The following is a 17,113-nucleotide window of genomic DNA, read 5'->3' on the forward strand; positions in this document are numbered from 1 at the left end:
GTCTGTCAGGCCTGCAACGCCCCGCGCAGCGGATCGGGAATCGGGATCGCGCCCGAGCCGTCGGGGTCGATCACGGCATAGACGACGCGCCCGACGACGGCCTGCGTCGGCTCGACCGCGTCGAGGTCGGCGAGGAAGACGAAGTCGAGGGTGAAGCTCTTGGTGCCGATCCGGCCGGGCCGGATCGCGATCTCGGAGTCGCGGTCATCGGTGAGCCCGGCGGCGTAGTCGAGTTCGACGTGCACGATCTGGATGTCGAATCCCTGGCTGGCCCACTGCTCCCACGCCGCGCCGCGCGCGGTGAAGAACCGACCGACGGCATCGTCGAGGTACGCGAGGTACCACATGTTGAACAGGACACCCTGCCGGTCGATCTCGTAGTACCGCGGACGGAATCGGTGACGGAACTCCGACATCATGCCTTCCTCGCGGCGTTCAGCGCCGCCGTCATCGCCTCCCGCGGAGCAGGACGCCCGGTGAACCATTCGGCCTGGCGGAAGGCCTGATGCAGCAGCATCGTCAGGCCGCCCGCGGTGCGCGCGCCCTTCGACTCGGCGGCCGCGACGAGCAGCGTGGGCCATGGATCGTAGGCCACGTCGGCCACCGCCGGCGCCGCGGAGGACAGCGCGTCCGCCAACGGGAAGTCGTCGGACTGCGCCCCGCCGGGGAGCGTGGAGACCAGCACGTCGGCGGCCGGGACCGACGCCGCTGCGAGGGCCGCCCACTCCGCCGTGAGGCCGAAGGCCTCGGCGCAGGCGAGCGCTCCCTGCGCCCGTTCCTCCGAGCGGGCGAGCACCGTCACCCTGCGGAAACCGCGGTCGGCGAGGGCCGCGAAGACCGGGCGGGCGGTGCCGCCCGCGCCCACGACCACCGCGGACTCCCCCGTCGCATCGCACTCGGCGAGGAGCCCCTCGGCACCGTCGACGTCGGTGCAGTCGGCGAGCCAACCGGACTCGGTGCGCACCAGCGTATTGGCCGACCCCACCGTCACGGCGCGCTCCGTCCGCTCCCCGGCGAAATCGAGCGCCGCGAACTTTCCGGGCATCGTCACCGACAGCCCCACCCATTCGGGCCCCAGTCCCCCCACCAGGCCCGGCAGGGCGTCGGCGTCGCATTCGATCCGCTCGTAGCTCCAGTCCAGGCCCAGCGCGGCGAACGCGGCACCGTGGAGGACGGGTGAGAGCGAGTGCGCGATCGGCTTGCCGAGAACGGCGGCGCGCCTCATCACGGCCCGCAACCCACGGTGAGGAACTTGTTCTCGCAGGCCTTCTGCCGGTTGCGCTCGTGCTGCGCGAAGTCATCCGTGAACAGGGTGGTGCCCTGCTTGTCCACGGTGACGAAGTAGAGCCATGGACCGGGCGCCGGGTTCTCGGTGGCCACCAGCGCCTCGGTGCCCACGGCGCCGATCGGTGTCGCCGGCAACCCCGTCTTGGCGTACGTGTTCCACTCGGTCTTCTTGAGCAGCTTCTCGCCCGCGACATCGATGCCGGTGACGGCCTCGCCGTAGTTCACCGTGGAGTCCATCTCGAGCTTCTGGTCCTTGGCCAGCCGGTTGAGGATCACCCGGGCGACCTTGGGGTAATCGTCGGCCTGGTTGACCTCACGCTCGACGATGGAGGCCGAGACCAGCACCTGGTACGGCGCGAGTTTCGCCGCCGACGTGCGGCTCGCCGAGAGCAGACCCTGCGTCTCGTACTGCTTCGCCGACGCCGTGATCAGATCCTTGAGGATCGCCTGCGGCGTGGCCGACGGGTCGATCTGGTCCCAGGTACCGGGAGCGATCAGGCCCTCGAGCCGCCGGTGGTCGCCCTTGAGGCGTACCACGGTGGCAGCGGCCCACTCCGGAACACCCAGGTCGGCGACGGTCGCGGAGGACGCGATCTTGACGAAGTCCGCCTTCGACGTCTGCTTCTTCACACCGTCGACGGTGTGGGCCGTGGCGGCGGAGAGCTGGCTGAAGATGCCGGGCGCGATCTTCCCGTCCTTGTTGCGCTTGTCATCGAGTACAGCGCCGGGCGAGACGTTGAGCATGCCCACGCGGTGAGAGCGGTTCGGATCGACGAGCATGGTGACGGCCTCGGACGCCGGGAGGGACTTGCGCAGCTCGTAGTAGCCGGCCGAGATCGGCTTGTCGCCCGCGGCGCGATTGAACGCACCGACCGACTTCACGACACCCGCGTCGACCAGATTCTGCGCGAAGTCGGAGTTGTTCTGGCCGATGACGTGCACCACCACCTCCGGACCGGCCTGGCCGGAGGCGAAGTCCTCGGGCGCCGCGGCGCCGCCGAAGAGCGAACCCCGCACCGTCCACAGCACACCGGCCACGACGACCAGGAAGACGACGAGCATGGAGAGCAGCGCGACGCGACGACGCCGCTTGATCCGTGCTCGCTCCGCGGCCCGACGCCGCTCCGCCCGGGTGGTCCGCTGTTCGCCGACCGACACCGGCTCAGCCCGGTGCCGGTTCCACCCGTCGCTCACTCGTCGACCTCCTCGCGGCCGGGCACCGGCCGCCTCTCGTCGAGCCATCCCTGCAGGATGGCCACCGCGGCGGCCTGATCGATCACCGCTCGCTGCTCCTTCGCCCGCACCCCGTTCTCGCGCAGCGCACGCTGCGCCGTGACCGTGGTGAAGCGCTCATCCGAGAAACATACCCGCGGCGGCGTTGCGGTCGCAGTAGCCAGGGCTCCGGCGAGCCGCCGCGCGAACCCTTCGGCCATGCGCGCGGACGCGCCGCGCTCCCCGCGCAGTGTGCGGGGCATACCGATCACGATCTCCACGGGCTCGTAGTCCACCACGAGTTGCGCGATCCGCCGGAGATCGGACCCGTCCTTCGCCGCCCGCACGGTCTCGACGGGGGTGGCGAGGATCCCGTCGGGATCCGACACGGCGACCCCGATGCGGGCCTTGCCCACGTCGAGGGCCAGCCGACGGCCCCGCTCCCACGACGACACCGTCAGGCGCCGGCCGTCCGCGTGACCTCGGCCCGGATCGCGGCGAGAGCCGCGTCGATGCCGGACGCGTCGGAACCGGCGCCCTGCGCGAGATCGGCCTTGCCGCCGCCGCGACCGCCGACCGACGGGGCAGCCGCCTTGACCAGATCGCCCGCCTTGATGCCGAGATCCTGCGCCGCATCGTTCGCGGCGACCACGAAGGGGACCTTGTCGCCGTCGACCGCGAACAACGCGATCACCGCGGCATCGGCGCCCAGACGCCCCTTGAGCTGGGTGACTAGGCCACGAAGCTCACCGGCTGCGACACCCTGGGGGGCCTTCGCCGCCACGAGACGTACGGGGCCCACCCGCTCGGGGCTCGAGGCGAGCTCCGCGAGCGCCGACAGCGCGGCCTGCGCGCGCAGCTTCTCGAGCTCCTTCTCCGCGTCCTTGAGGCGCGTGACGAGCGACTCGACGCGCGCCGGCACCTCCTCGGACGGCACCTTGAGCGAACTCGACAGCGCCGAGACGAGCGCGTGCTCCTTGGCGAGGAACTTCTGCGAGTCGAGGCCCACGTAGGCCTCGACGCGGCGCACACCGGAGCCGACGGAGCTCTCGCCGAGCACGGTGACGGGACCGACGAGCCCCGAACTCGCGACGTGGGTGCCGCCGCACAGTTCCATCGAGAACGGCCCGCCGATCTCGACGACGCGCACCCGGTCGCCGTAGTTCTCGCCGAACAGCGCCATGGCCCCACGACGCTTGGCCGTCTCCAGGTCCGTGACGTCGGTGTGCACCGCGTAGTCGGCCTGCACGGCCTCGTTGGTGACCCGCTCGATGTCGGCGCGTTGCTCGTCGTTCAGGCCGCCCGACCAGCGGAAGTCGAAACGCAGGTAGCCGGGCTTGTTGAGCGAGCCGGCCTGGACGGCGTTGGGGCCGAGGACCTGCCGCAGCGCGGCGTGCACCAGGTGGGTGCCGGAGTGGCCCTGCGTGCTGCCGTGGCGGTGGGCGCCGTCGACGGTGACCGTGACGGCATCGCCCTCCGTGACCTCGCCGGTGGCGACGGTGCCCTGGTGCCGCCAGAGCGTCTTGGCGACGCGCTGCACGTCGGTGACGACGATCTGCGCGCCCGCGGCGGTGGTGATGGTGCCGATGTCGGCGAGCTGGCCGCCGGCCTCGGCGTAGAGCGGGCTGCGGTCCAGGACGATCTCCACGTCGTCGCCCTGGTGCACGACGGGGACGCGGACGCCGTCCTTGATCAGGCCGAGGACCTGGGCCTCGGAGACCAGCTCGTCGAAGCCCGTGAACTCGGTGGGGCCGCGGTCGAGGAACTCGCGGAACACCGAGAGATCGGCGAGCGCGGACTTGCGGGAGTTCGCGTCGTCCTTCGCGCGCTGGCGCTGCTCGGCCATGAGGGCGCGGAAGCCCTCCTCGTCGACCGCGAGGCCGGCCTCGGAGGCCATCTCCAGCGTGAGGTCGATCGGGAATCCGTAGGTGTCGTGCAGGGTGAAGGCGTCGTCGCCCGAGAGCACCGTCCTACCGGAGGACTTGGTGGCGTCGACGGCATTGCCGAACAGCGTGGTGCCCTGCTCGAGCGTCTTGAGGAAGGCCTGCTCCTCGCCGGTGGCGACGGTGCGGATGCGCTGCGCGTCGTCGCCGAGAGACGGGTACGACGGCGACATCGTGGCGATGACGGTGTCGACGAAGACGCCCATCGTCTCGCCCGTGGCGCCGAGGAGCCGGGCCGAGCGGACCACGCGGCGCAGCAGGCGGCGCAGCACGTAGCCACGGCCGTCGTTGCCCGGGTTCACGCCGTCCTCGATGAGCATCACGGCGGTGCGGGTGTGGTCGGCGATGACGCGGAAGAGGCGGTCGTGCTCCGCATCACCGGCGTTGTAGCGCTGGCCGGTGAGCTCCTGCGCCCGGTCGATCACGGGGCGCAGCAGATCCGTGTCGTAGACGTTGTCGACACCCTGCAGCAGGAAGGCGACACGTTCGATGCCCATGCCGGTGTCGATGTTCTTCTTCGGCAGCTCGCCGAGGATCTCGAAGTTCTCCTTGCCGCCGCCCTGGCCCCGCTCGTTCTGCATGAAGACGAGGTTCCAGATCTCGATGTAGCGGTCCTCGTCGGCCTCGGGGCCGCCCTCGACGCCGTATTCGGGCCCGCGGTCGTAGAAGATCTCGGAGCACGGGCCGGCGGGACCGGGGATGCCCATGGACCAGTAGTTGTCCTTCATGCCGCGGCGCTGGATGCGCTCGGGCACCTGGCCGACCTCGAGCCACAGGTCGCGGGCCTCGTCGTCGTCGAGGTAGACCGTCGACCAGAGGCGCTCCGGGTCCATGCCGAAGCCGCCCTCGTCGACCGGATTCGTCAGCAGGCTCCAGGCGAACCGGATGGCATCGCGCTTGAAGTAGTCGCCGAAGCTAAAGTTGCCGGCCATCTGGAAGAAGGTGTTGTGCCGGGTGGTGATGCCGACCTCTTCGATGTCCAGCGTGCGAACGCACTTCTGGATCGACGTGGCGCGCTCGTACGGCGGGGTCTGCTGGCCGAGGAAGAAGGGCACGAAGGGCACCATGCCGGCGATGACGAAGAGCTGATTCGGGTCGTTCAGGACCAGCGATGCACTCGGCACCTGGGTGTGTCCGGCCTTGACGAAGTGGTCCGTGAACCGCTTCCGAATCTCATGGGTCTGCACAGCGATCCTTCGCGTTGAAGATGTCATCGAGCGTTACAGCGACCCGACCACCTTACCGACGCGCCACGTGCACACGCACCTGCCTTCCTCGGCCACCGTCACGCGGTGCCCTCTACCTCCGCCTGAGTATCCCGCGCAACCGCGTCACGCGCGGGCCGATCTCACGCTCGAAGCCGTGGTCGGTGGGCTTGTAGTAGTCGGTGCCGATGAGATCGTCCGGCGGGTACTGCTGGGCCGCAACCCCGCCCGGCACGCCGTGCGGGTACACGTAGCCCTGGGCGTTGCCCAGCTTCTCCGCGCCGGCGTAGTGGCCGTCGCGCAGGTGCGGGGGCACCGGCCCCGCCTTTCCCGCCGCGACGTCCGCCATCGCCGCACCGATGGCGGCGACGACACCGTCGGACTTCGGGGCCGAAGCGAGGTGGATGGTGGCCTGGGCGAGGGCGAGCCTGGCCTCGGGCATGCCGATCAGCTGCACGGCCTGTGCGGCGGCGGTCGCGACGAGCAGGGCCTGCGGGTCGGCCATGCCGATGTCCTCGGAGGCGTGCACCACGAGGCGGCGGGCGATGAACCGCGGATCCTCACCGGCCGAGATCATGCGGGCGAGGTAGTGCAGCGCCGCGTCGACATCGGAGCCGCGGATCGACTTGATGAAGGCGCTGATCACGTCGTAGTGCTGGTCGCCCGCGCGGTCGTAGCGGACGGCCGCGGTATCGATCGACGATTCGACCGCCTCGAGCGTGATCTCCTCGCCGCCCTCCCCCAGCGTCACGTCGGCGGCGGCCTCGAGCGCGGTGAGTGAGCGCCGGGCATCACCGCCGGCGAGACGGACCAGGTGCTCGCGGGCCTCGTCGGCGATGGTCAGCGCGCCGTCGTATCCGCGCGGATCCGACAGCGCGCGATCGATGAGCTCGGAGATGTGCGCGGGCTCCAGCGGCCGCAGCTGCAGGATCAGCGAGCGCGAGAGCAGCGGCGAGACGACCGAGAAGCTGGGGTTCTCGGTGGTGGCCGCCACGAGGAGCACCACCCGGTTCTCCACCGCGGCCAGAAGCGCGTCCTGCTGCGCCTTGGAGAACCGGTGCACCTCGTCGATGAAGAGGACGGTCTGCTCGTCGACGAGGAGGCGGCGGCGCGCCAGGTCGATGACCGCGCGCACGTCCTTCACCCCCGCCGACAGCGCGGACAGCGCCTCGAAGCGCCGTCCCGTCGCACCCGAGATGAGCGAGGCGATGGTGGTCTTGCCGGTACCCGGAGGTCCGTAGAGGATGACGCTGGCGGCGCCCGCACCGTCGATCAGCCGGCGCAGCGGCGTACCCGGCCCGAGGAGGTGTTCCTGGCCGAGGACCTCGTCCAGCCCCTGCGGCCGCATGCGGACGGCCAGCGGCGTACCGGTGTGGGTGGGGACGAACTCGACCGGGCCGTTCGCCGGCGGCGCGGCCGGCGCTCCCAGATCCCCGTCGTCACCGAACAGGGATCCGGTCACAACGCGCGGACCTCCGCGGCGGCGGCGAGTGCGAAGTCGTGCACCCGCGGATCGGCCGCGGCGAGGCGGTCCCAGCGCGCGGCGAGATCGGCGTTCGACCACGCCGGCAGGCTGTCGAGGTGCCCCGCGTCGATGCGGCTCGCGGAATCGAGCCCCAGCGCCCAGTAGGTCGCCAGCGTGAGCCAGGCCAGCTTGGCGGTGGTCACGTGGCGGCGCAGCGCCACGTCATCGGCGAGACGGGGCCACAGCCGGACGACCTCGGACCGCCAGGCCTCGACGATCGCCACGTCGAATTCGGGCGCGTGACCGTCCTCGGTGCAGTCCGGGTAGGTGAGCAGGACGTAGGCCACATCGAGCGCGCCGTCGCGGAAGCCCGCCCACTCGTAGTCGAGGAAACGCACCGCGCCGCCCACGACGTGCGTGTTGTCGGGCCCCACGTCGGACGGGCTGAAGGCACGGAAGGGTCCCTCGCTGAACAGGGCGACCGCCGCATCCAGCACGGTCCGCGTGGTCTCGTCGATGCCGCCGACGGCCGCCGGAACGGCCTCGGCCGCACGCGCCGCCTCCCCGGCGACCGGGTCGTTACGGGAATCGGTGTGCTCGCGGCGCGCCAGCACGGACAGGTCGCGCTCGCGGCCGTAGGTGCCCGCGTGCATGCGGCCCAGCGCCTGCGCCCAGGCGGAGAGAACAGTGGCGGCGCCGGCCGACGGCGTGCGCCGGAGCAGGTCCCCCATCGTCTCCCCCTCACCGAGGTCCTGCAGCACGAGGATGCGCTCGTGGGCGTCGGAGGCCAGGAGTTGCGGGCCGGGCCGCGCATCGACGGGCAGCGCCGTCGCGAACTTGTAGGCCGCGCCTTCGCGCGCGAAGGCCTCGGAGTGATCGGCGTCGGAATGGTCCGCGGCGCGCAGCTGCTTGATGACCACGGAACGCGGAAGCAACGGATTGTTGTGCAACACCCGGACCCGCATCACCAGGGTGCGGCCGGAACCGCCCAGATCCTCCGGTTCCCCCAGCTCAACGGGTGCGCCGACTCGGCGACCCAGCAGGCCCTCCACCGCGGTGAGGGCCGCCCTCGTCGTCTCGTACCCCAGCGCGGCAACCATCATCTCCAACCTACCTCAGTCGGGGATGGGTGCGACGTCCACGGAGACATGGATCTTCGATCCCTTCGAATCGGTGTAGATGACGCCGCGCAGGGGCGGCACGTCCTCGTAGTCGCGGCCGAAGGCGACCGTCACGTGGCGCTCGTCGACGAACTTGTTGTTGGTCGGATCGAAGGGCAGCCAGACGTCGCCCGGCAGCCACACGGCGGCCCACGCATGGGTCGCCCCGGCGCCGACGACGCGGTCCTGTCCGGGCGGCGGCTCGGTCGCGAGGTAGCCGGAGACGTACCGCGCGGCCAGCCCCTTGGAGCGCAAGCAGGCGATCGCGACCCGGGCGAAGTCCTGGCAGACCCCCTCGCGGCGCTCCATGACGGTGCCAACGCGGGTCGAGACGTTGGTCGCACCGGACTTGTAGGCGAAGTCCGAGTAAATCCGCGTGGTCAGCTCCTCGACGGCCTCCACCAGCGGCTTCCCCGGGGTGAAGACCGCATCGGCGTAGGCGCGCACGGCATCGTCGATCTCCGGCGGCCGCTGGTCGAGGCGGTACTGCGCCGCGATCGCCCCCGCCTCGCCGACGGGCCTGGCCAGCTCCCACGGCGCCAGCGCCGGCCCCTCGTCGGTGATGGACTTCTCGAGCGGGTCCACCTCGACGAGCGACTCACCGCGGACCAGGAGGCGGGTGTGCGGGGTGGTCACGTGGAAGTAGGTGTCGGTGTTGCCGAAGGCGTCGACGCCCTCGGAGCGGTCCGACGGCTCGGGGCCGATCGTGATCGCGTGCTCGGCGACCCGCTGGTCCGCCAGCTCGCGGGGCGAGAGGTAGCAGCGCCCGAAGCTCGACGTGACCTCGGCGTCGTACGTGTACGTGGTCTCGTGGACCACGCGGTACCGGCGGGTCGAGGAGTCCTCGGTCCGCCGGGAGAAGCTCAGCCCCACGACTGCACCCCCACCCAGATCGGTCGTGCGGCCGCGGGCGGCGCGAACCGCGTCCGCTCCAGCACGTCGGACACCTCGCGCAGGCCCTCGTCGACGGCGTCGAGCAGGCCCTCCAGCTCCGCACGACGACCGTCGGCGACGATCTCGGCGTCGTCCGGATCGAACCGGCCCAGGCGGCCGAGCGCCTCGCCGACGGTCCGCTCGCAGCTCGCGCTGCGCAGCTCGTCGGGCAGGCGCCCCAGGTCGGAGGACAGCGTCGTGAGCGCCGCGACCAGCGAGCGCGGGTTGGTGGCGTCGAGGAACATCAGCTCGACGGCGGCGCCCGCCCGGAGGACGGCGCGGTGCCGTCGCCGGTACGTGACGGCGGATTCGCAGCTCACCAGGTAGGCCTCGAGGAGCCCCGCCTCGACCTCGGCGGCGTTCTCGGGCACGACCATCGCCCGGGTGACGGCGCTGAGCTGCAGCGCCCGCTCGATCCGGCGGCCGGCGTCCATCATCAGCCAGGCCGGGTCCTGGACCAGGGACTCGCGCCCCAGTCCGGCGAAGGCGAGCAGCGAGACCAGCACCTCGCCGAGGGTCTGGTCGAGCTGTTCTCCGCCGTCGGCGACATCGGCCGCGAGCCGTCCCAGCGAGCGTTCCGCGCCGCTGAGCACGAGCCACGTGTCGGTCGACATCTGATCGCGCACGGCGCGCAGGCAGGCGCGCAGCCGCACCCCGGAGTGCGCGACGCTGCCGGGCACGTCGACGTCGAGAGTCAGGCGCCGCAGACGCGCGAGCACGTCGGTCTGCTCGGTGCCTTCGACGAGGATCGGCCCCAGTTGATCGGTCACGGTGGCGGCGACCACCGCGTCGAGCAGGGGCTGCAGCACCCCGGCACCGGCCTGCCACGGGCGATGCCGGAACTCCCGGCTGCGATCGTGCGCCATCGACAGCAGCCGGACGGTCGCCTCGGCGCGCTCGGCGTACCGGCCGATCCAGAACTGGTCGGAGAGCACGCGCGGCGTCGCGACCGGCCCGCTCGGGGCGGATCCGGTCCGGCCTGCGCGCGGTGCGGTCGCGACCCGGGCGTGCGTCCGGACGTCGTCCGACGTCGGCACCCACACGTCGCGCGCCGCCGACGAGTACAGGAGGGCGCCGTCGGCACCGTCGAGCAGCACCTGGCCGAGCCCGCCGGGGAGCACCGTGTAGCCCGATTCCTGGGCGAGGGAGAACGCCCGCAACGCGAACCCCCGCTCGGCGACGGCGCCGCCGTCGATCGCGGGACGGCCGGTGAACGGAACGAGGGTCTTCACGCACCAGACCGTCGGGTCCGCGGCGATCCGGACGCGCAGCTCGTCGGCCCGGGCAGCGGTGAGCTCCGCGCCGGCCAGCCGCTCGCCCGTGGCGAAGTTCAGGACCAGCCGGTCCTCGAGCGGGCCGTCGATCGCGGCGCGGCCGGCGGGGGTGGCGGCGTGCAGGGTGGGGGTCGACGGCAGCAGCAGGTCCTCGTCGAGCAGGTCGCGGCACAGCTGCGGCAGGTACGCGTGCAGGGCGGGGTTCTCGAGCACGCCGGATCCGAGCGTGTTGACGACGGTGACCGCCCCACGGGTCATCATCTCCACGAGCCCGACGACCCCGAGCTGCGAGTCGGTCCGGAGGTCGAGGGGGTCGGAGAACTCGGAATCGACGCGCCGCAGGATCACGTGCACGCGCTTCATCCGCCCGAGGGAGCGCATGAACACTCCCCCGTCGCGCACCGTCAGGTCGGACGCCTCGACCAGCGGAAAACCCAGGACCGACGCGAGGTACGCCTGGTCGAAGGCGGTCTCCGAGAAGGAACCGGGACTGAGCACCACGACGGTCGGATCGTCGACGCCGGGCGGCGCCGCCTCGACGAGCTGGACCCGCAGCGCCGCGGCGAACGACGAGACCGGACGCGGCGTCTCCTCCCGGAACTCGCGGGGCAGGGCGCGGGAGGTCACGCGTCGATCGGCCAGCGCGTAGCCCACGCCGGACGGTGCCTGGGTCCGATCGGTGACCACGGCGTACCCCGTACCATCGGCGGCTTCGCCCACGTCCACGGCGTGCAGGAACAACGACCTGGGACCGGGCGACGGTACGCCGACCGCGCGGCGGATGTACCCGGGGTGCGCGAAGAGCACCTCGGGCGGCACCACGCCGGTCCGGACGGTGCGCTGCTCGCCGTAGAAGTCCCCCAGCACCGCGTCGAGCAGGAGGGACCGCTGGGCGACGCCGCGCGCGAGCGCCTCCCACTCGTCGCTGCCGAGGACCACCGGCAACGGGTCCAGCCGCCACGGGCCCGGCTCGGTGGGATCCGCCGTCGCGGGCAGCGCGTCGAGGGCGTTGTAGGTGATGCCCTCGTCGTCGATGAGCCCGCGGACCCGGCCGGTGAGCCGGCGCAGGCCGTCGCTGTCCAGGTCGCGCAGACCGTCGATGGACACGGCGGAGCTACTCCTTCGCCGCCTCGGCGTTCCCGGCCGGGTTCGCGGTGGCGGCCTCCGGCTTCTTCGGCTTCGCGTCCATGCCCGACTCGCGACGCTGCTGCACGGTGATGGCCGCAGGCGCATCGGTCAGCGGGTCGACACCGCCGCCCGACTTCGGGAAGGCGATGACCTCGCGAATCGACGGCGCGCCGGCGAGCAGCGAGACCACGCGGTCCCAACCGAAAGCGATACCGCCGTGCGGCGGGGCGCCGTAGGAGAAGGCGTCGAGCAGGAAGCCGAACTTCTCGCGGGCCTGCTCCTCGTCGATGCCCATGATCGCGAAGACGCGCTCCTGGACGTCCTTGCGGTGGATACGGATCGAGCCGCCGCCGATCTCGTTGCCGTTGCAGACGATGTCGTAGGCGTAGGCCAGCGCGCTGCCCGGATCGGTGTCGAAGGTGTCGATCGACTCCGGCTTGGGGCTGGTGAAGGCGTGGTGCACGGCCGTCCACGCGCCGTCGCCCACGGCCACGTCGCCCGACGCGGTCGCGTCGTCGGCGGGCTCGAACAGCGGGGCGTCGACGACCCAGGTGAAGGCCCAGTCGCCGTCCTTGATCAGGCCCAGCTTCTCGGCGATCTCGCCGCGCGCCGCGCCGAGCAGGGCGCGCATCTGCTTGGTGGCACCGGCGGCGAAGAAGACGCAGTCGCCGGGCTTCGCCTGCACATGGGCCGCGAGGCCGGCGCGCTCGTCGTCGGAGAGGTTCTTGGCGACGGGGCCGGTGAGCTCGCCGTCCTCGCCGATGAGTACGTAGGCGAGGCCGCGGGCGCCGCGCTGCTTGGCCCACTCCTGCCAGGCGTCGAGCTGGCGGCGGGGCTGGCTCGCGCCGCCGGGCATCACCACGGCACCGACGTACTGCGACTGGAAGACGCGGAACGGCGTGTCCTTGAAGTACTCGGTGCACTCGACCAGCTCGAGGCCGAAGCGCAAGTCGGGCTTGTCCGAGCCGAAGCGGCGCATGGCCTCGGCGTAGGTCAGGCGCGGGATCGGGGTGGGGATCTCGTGGCCGATGAGCGACCACAGCGCCTTGACGATCTGCTCGCCGAGGGCGATCACGTCCTCCTGGTCCACGAAGCTCATCTCGATGTCGAGCTGGGTGAACTCGGGCTGCCGGTCGGCGCGGAAGTCCTCGTCGCGGTAGCAGCGCGCGATCTGGTAGTACCGCTCCATGCCCGCGACCATGAGCAGCTGCTTGAACAGCTGCGGGCTCTGCGGGAGCGCGTAGAAGGTGCCGGGGCGCAGGCGCGCGGGCACCAGGAAGTCGCGGGCGCCCTCCGGGGTGGAGCGGGTGAGCGTCGGCGTCTCGATCTCGGTGAAGTCGTTGAGCGCGAGGATGTTGCGCGCCACGGCGTTGGCCTGGCTGCGCAGCTTGATCGCGGCGGCGGGGCCCTCGCGGCGCAGATCCAGGTAGCGGTACTTCAGGCGCGCCTCCTCGCCCGGCTCCTCGTCGAGCTGGAAGGGCAGCGGCGCGGACTCGTTGAGCACCTCGAGCTCCGTGACGTTGACCTCGATGGCTCCCGACGGCAGGTTCGGGTTCTCACTGCCCTCGGGGCGCTTCTCGACGGTGCCGGTCACCAGCACGCAGTACTCGGAGCGCAGGCGGTGCGCCTGCTCCGCGACGTCCGACTCGCGGAAGACGACTTGGGCGACACCCGAGCTGTCGCGCAGGTCGATGAAGATGACTCCGCCGTGGTCACGCCGCCGCGCCACCCAGCCCGCGAGGGTGACGACGGTGCCGGCATCCTCCGCACGCAACGATCCGGCCAGGTGGGTGCGCAGCACTTTCGGGTGTCCTTTCGACAGGGAATTCTCGACCCTGGACATGCTACGGGGAACTGTTGCACCCGCGGACACCCGTCTCATGGAATGCTATTGCGCATGACCTTCCGGGACGACAGCTCCATCGACAACAGCTTGGCCAGCGCCGGCGGCGGCGGTGGACTGGGACGCGGCATGATGATCGGCGGCGGCGGCATCGGCACCGTCGTGATCGGCCTGATCATCTACTTCCTCACCGGCAGCACGGGCGGAGCGCCCCAGCAACCGAGTCAGCAGGGCGCGGGTCAGGGCATATCCGCGGGCCAGGAACAGGTGAACCGCGATATCGCGGCCTGCAAGACCGGTGCGGACGCGAACAAGAACACGACCTGCCGCATCGTCGCGACGTCGAACTCCCTGGACAAGGTGTGGGCCACCCTGGTGCGCGGCTACAAGAAGCCGGCGGGGCTGAAGATCATGCCGAGCGATGCCGCGTCCATCAACACGGGCTGCGGCGTCGCTGACGCCGGCACCGGGCCGTTCTACTGCCCGGCCGACAACGTCGCCGTGTTCCAGCTCGATTTCATGGACCGCGTCATCAAGAAGATGGGCGGCTCCAACGCGGCTTTCTCGCAGGAGTACATCGTGGCGCACGAGTGGGGCCACCACATCCAGACCCTGCTCGGCGACATCAACAAGGCCCAGCAGGGTAAGGGCGCGCAGGGCGGCTCCGTCCGCGTGGAGCTGCAGGCCGACTGCTACGCCGGCGTGTGGGCCTCGAAGGCGGACAAGGGCGACGGGGCGATGCTCAAGCCCTTGACTCAAGAAGACATCAACGGCGCCATCCAGTCCGCGCAGGCGATCGGCGACGACACGATCCAGCGCAACGCGGGCCGCAACGTGAACCCCGAGTCCTTCTCGCACGGCACGTCCGAGCAGCGCGTGCGGTGGTTCACCCAGGGTTACAAGTCCGGCGCGCCGTCGCAGTGCAACACCTTCACCGGCAGCATCTGACCCGGCGCAGGGACCGACCGGAGCAGGCACGCCTCGCCTAGTCTCGAGGCATGGCTGACACCAATTCCCCCTCCACGCCGATCGACGCCCTGGCGGACCGTCTGGCCCTGCGGCTCGCCGAGGTCGATCCGATCGAGGCGACCGCGGTGGGGATCACCGACTTCGACGACCGGCTGACCGATTTCTCCCCCGCGGGTGTCGCCGCCCGGATCGCGGTCGCACGCGAGACGCTCGCCGAGCTCGCGACGTTGACGCCGGAGTCCGACGCCGACCCGGTGACCGCGGCCGCGCTGCGGGAGCGACTGGGCGTCGAGATCGAACTGGCGGATGCGGGGAGGATCGTCGGCGACCTCAATGTGATCGCCTCGCCGCTGCAGGCGATCCGCGACGTCTTCGATCTCATGCCCGACGGGGATCCGCGCCTGGCTGCCCGTCTCGCGGCCGTGCCGCAGGCCGTCGAATCGGCGATCTCGGGCCTGCGCGCCCGCCTCGCCGACGGTTCCTGGCCGTTCGCCGCGCTGCAGGTGCGCGAAGTGCTCGCGCAGGCCCGCGAGGCCGGCGAGCAGGTCGCCGCCAACGCAGCCCGGGCGACGGACGCCCGCCCGCGGCTGACCGATGACATCCGCGCGGCCTTCGACCGGTTCGCGGAGGTGCTCGAAACGGAGATCGCACCGTCGGCGATCCCCGTCGACCAGCCGGGCGGGCTCGGCGTCGGACGAGAGGCGTACCCGCTCCATTCGCGGCTGTTCCTGGGCACCGCCGTCGATCTTAAGGAGACCTACGTCTGGGGCCAGGAACTCCTCGCGTCGATCGTCGCCGAACAGAACGAGGTCGCAACGCGGCTGTACCCGGGCGCGACGGTCGCGGAGACCCTGGTGCGGCTCGATTCCGAGCCCCGGTACGCGCTGCAGGGCACCGACGCTCTGCGCGAGTGGATGCAGCGCATCTCGGACGAGTCGGTCGCCGCGCTCGCGGGCACGCATTTCGACATCCCCGCCGAGTTGCATCACCTGGACTGCCGGATCGCGCCGAGCAGCAACGGCGGGATCTACTACACCGGCCCGTCCGCGGACCTGACGCGGCCGGGATCGATGTGGTGGTCCGTGCCGCCCGGCGTCACCGAGTTCCACACCTGGCAGGAGAAGACGACCGTCTACCACGAGGGCGTGCCCGGCCATCACCTGCAGATCGGGCAGGCCGTGATCGCACCGCTCAACCGCTGGCGAAAGCTCTACTCGTTCACCTCCGGCCACGGCGAGGGCTGGGCGCTGTACGCGGAACGCCTGATGCGCGACCTGGGATTCCTCGACGACGACGGTGATCTCATGGGCATGCTCGACTCGCAGCGGCTCCGTGCTGCGCGCGTGGTGCTCGACATCGGCGTGCACTGCGGCTTCGAGGCGCCCGCCGAGGTGGGCGGCGGCGCGTGGACCTACGACAAGGGCTGGGCCTTCCTCCGCTCCCACGTCGCGATGTCGGACGAGCAGCTGCGCTTCGAGTACCACCGCTACCTCGGTTGGCCTGGGCAAGCCCCCTCGTACTCGGTGGGCCAGCGCGTCTGGCAGCAGACCCGCGACGCCTACCTCGCCGCACACCCGGGATCCACCGTGAAGGACTTCCACCGCGACGCGCTCGCGCTCGGCGGGATGGGCCTGGACACCCTGCGCGCCGCGATCGTCTAAAGCTTCATCGGAACATCTCGGCGGGCGCCGCGCGCATTCGGTCACGAAGGGCTCTGAGAGCGACTGTTCGTGACCGAAGAACGACGACGTTCGGAACTGGAAGCCGCGCTGATGCGTCCAATTGGTATGTGGACGAAAGCAGCGGAGGTTTTCGCCGCCCAGGACGGCATCGCTACGTTGGACCAGCTCAGGGGTGCCGGGCTCACTGACGCCGCAATTCGTGCGCGGCTGGCATCAGGTGAACTGGTGCGGATCACCCGGGGCCTGTTCCGGACGAGGCACCACCCCCCACACCGATCGGACGGGCGTGCGGGTCGCGGTGATCCTCGCGGGCGGCGTGGCGGACCGGACGACCGCCCTGTACTGGCACGGCATGGTGGACGCCCCGCCCGAGACGGTTACCGTCACCGTCCCGCCCGAGCGGCGGCTCCGCCGGGCCGCCGGCTACCGCATCGAGACACGCCGCAGGTGGCTGGATCCAGCCGACATCGTGCAGGTCGACGGGCTGTCCGTGACTGGCAAACCGCTCAGCGTGCTCGAGGTCTGCGACGCGCGGATCATGGATCGTGCGCTGCAGACGGGGATGGTGAACCTGGACGACCTCGAATCCGCGCTGGAGCGCAACGCCAAGTCGCGCGGAATCGTCGAGGCCCGCGCGATCTTCAATGTCGCGGCCGGCCAGACCGAGTCCGAGGCCGAGCGGATGTTCGTCGAGCTCCTGCAACTGCACGGGATCACCGGGTGGTTCGCACAGCTTCCGTTCCGCGGCTGGGCGGTGGACTTCGCGTTTCCGGAGTCGAAGCTGGCCGTCGAGATCAACGGCTGGGCGTTCCACCGGTCCCGGGCGCGGTGGATGCGGGACCAGGACAAGTCGAACGCTCTCACGTCGGCGGGCTGGTCGGTGCTGAATTTCTCGTGGCACCACCTCAACGAGGATCCCGAGGGCGTGATCACCATCGTCGCGGAGACTCTCGGCCACCGCGCGGCGTAGACCGACGGTCTTCGGTCACCAACGGCTCTGTGAACGACGGTT

13 protein-coding genes and 1 pseudogene are annotated in these 17,113 nt (G+C 71.1%); 4 read left to right on the forward strand and 10 right to left on the reverse strand.

What is annotated here, in order from left to right; genetic code table 11:
• Positions 1-5: 5 nt before the first annotated feature.
• From FK268_RS06720 to aspS, 10 genes are all read right to left on the reverse strand, one after another.
• The gene (locus tag FK268_RS06720) at positions 6-416 is read right to left on the reverse strand and encodes an acyl-CoA thioesterase (RefSeq protein WP_146432485.1); all 411 of its coding nucleotides are present in this window, start codon (positions 414-416) and stop codon (positions 6-8) included.
• Positions 416-1,225, reverse strand: coding sequence for a shikimate dehydrogenase (locus tag FK268_RS06725; protein ID WP_146433404.1), 810 nt, complete (start codon positions 1,223-1,225; stop codon positions 416-418). Before FK268_RS06725 ends, FK268_RS06720 begins: the two co-directional genes overlap by 1 nt.
• The gene (locus FK268_RS06730; protein WP_158636063.1) at positions 1,225-2,481 is read right to left on the reverse strand and encodes an endolytic transglycosylase MltG; all 1,257 of its coding nucleotides are present in this window, start codon (positions 2,479-2,481) and stop codon (positions 1,225-1,227) included. The genes FK268_RS06725 and FK268_RS06730 overlap by 1 nt, the downstream gene beginning before the upstream one ends.
• On the reverse strand, positions 2,478-2,954 hold the full coding sequence (gene ruvX / locus FK268_RS06735) for a Holliday junction resolvase RuvX (protein WP_438695970.1): 477 nt from the start codon (positions 2,952-2,954) through the stop codon (positions 2,478-2,480). The genes FK268_RS06730 and ruvX overlap by 4 nt, the downstream gene beginning before the upstream one ends.
• Positions 2,955-2,956: 2 nt before the next feature.
• Entirely contained in the window at positions 2,957-5,629 is a 2,673-nt protein-coding gene (gene alaS, locus FK268_RS06740) for an alanine--tRNA ligase (protein ID WP_146432490.1), read from the reverse strand.
• Positions 5,630-5,741: 112 nt separating this feature from the next.
• Positions 5,742-7,076, reverse strand: coding sequence for a replication-associated recombination protein A (locus tag FK268_RS06745; protein ID WP_438695977.1), 1,335 nt, complete (start codon positions 7,074-7,076; stop codon positions 5,742-5,744).
• A gap of 29 nt (positions 7,077-7,105) precedes the next feature.
• Complete coding sequence (locus FK268_RS06750; RefSeq protein WP_146432493.1) at positions 7,106-8,212, reverse strand: hypothetical protein; 1,107 nt, start codon at positions 8,210-8,212, stop codon at positions 7,106-7,108.
• A 15-nt stretch (positions 8,213-8,227) separates the two neighbouring features.
• Complete coding sequence (locus FK268_RS06755; RefSeq protein ID WP_146432495.1) at positions 8,228-9,145, reverse strand: transglutaminase family protein; 918 nt, start codon at positions 9,143-9,145, stop codon at positions 8,228-8,230.
• Complete coding sequence (locus tag FK268_RS06760; RefSeq protein ID WP_158636064.1) at positions 9,136-11,586, reverse strand: circularly permuted type 2 ATP-grasp protein; 2,451 nt, start codon at positions 11,584-11,586, stop codon at positions 9,136-9,138. Before FK268_RS06760 ends, FK268_RS06755 begins: the two co-directional genes overlap by 10 nt.
• Positions 11,587-11,593: 7 nt before the next feature.
• On the reverse strand, positions 11,594-13,408 hold the full coding sequence (aspS, locus tag FK268_RS06765; protein WP_146432498.1) for an aspartate--tRNA ligase: 1,815 nt from the start codon (positions 13,406-13,408) through the stop codon (positions 11,594-11,596).
• A 96-nt stretch (positions 13,409-13,504) separates the two neighbouring features.
• On the opposite strand from aspS, the gene ypfJ reads away from it, so the two are divergent.
• The 4 genes and pseudogenes from ypfJ (at position 13,505) to FK268_RS06785 (ending at position 17,071) form a co-directional block, all read left to right on the forward strand.
• Positions 13,505-14,398 carry a KPN_02809 family neutral zinc metallopeptidase gene (gene ypfJ / locus FK268_RS06770; RefSeq protein WP_146432499.1) on the forward strand — a complete coding sequence of 298 codons (894 nt, stop codon included), beginning with the start codon at positions 13,505-13,507 and terminating at the stop codon, positions 14,396-14,398.
• A gap of 50 nt (positions 14,399-14,448) precedes the next feature.
• A complete protein-coding gene (locus FK268_RS06775) occupies positions 14,449-16,080 on the forward strand; it encodes a DUF885 domain-containing protein (RefSeq protein WP_146432501.1) in 1,632 nt (543 codons plus the stop codon).
• A gap of 126 nt (positions 16,081-16,206) precedes the next feature.
• Positions 16,207-16,341: pseudogene (locus FK268_RS25310) on the forward strand (type IV toxin-antitoxin system AbiEi family antitoxin domain-containing protein); the annotation flags it as partial.
• Positions 16,342-16,387: 46 nt separating this feature from the next.
• Complete coding sequence (locus FK268_RS06785) at positions 16,388-17,071, forward strand: endonuclease domain-containing protein (RefSeq protein ID WP_146432503.1); 684 nt, start codon at positions 16,388-16,390, stop codon at positions 17,069-17,071.
• Positions 17,072-17,113: the final 42 nt, after the last annotated feature.

It is taken from the genome of Tsukamurella sputi, assembly GCF_007858445.1.
Lineage (GTDB): Bacteria > Actinomycetota > Actinomycetes > Mycobacteriales > Mycobacteriaceae > Tsukamurella > Tsukamurella sputi.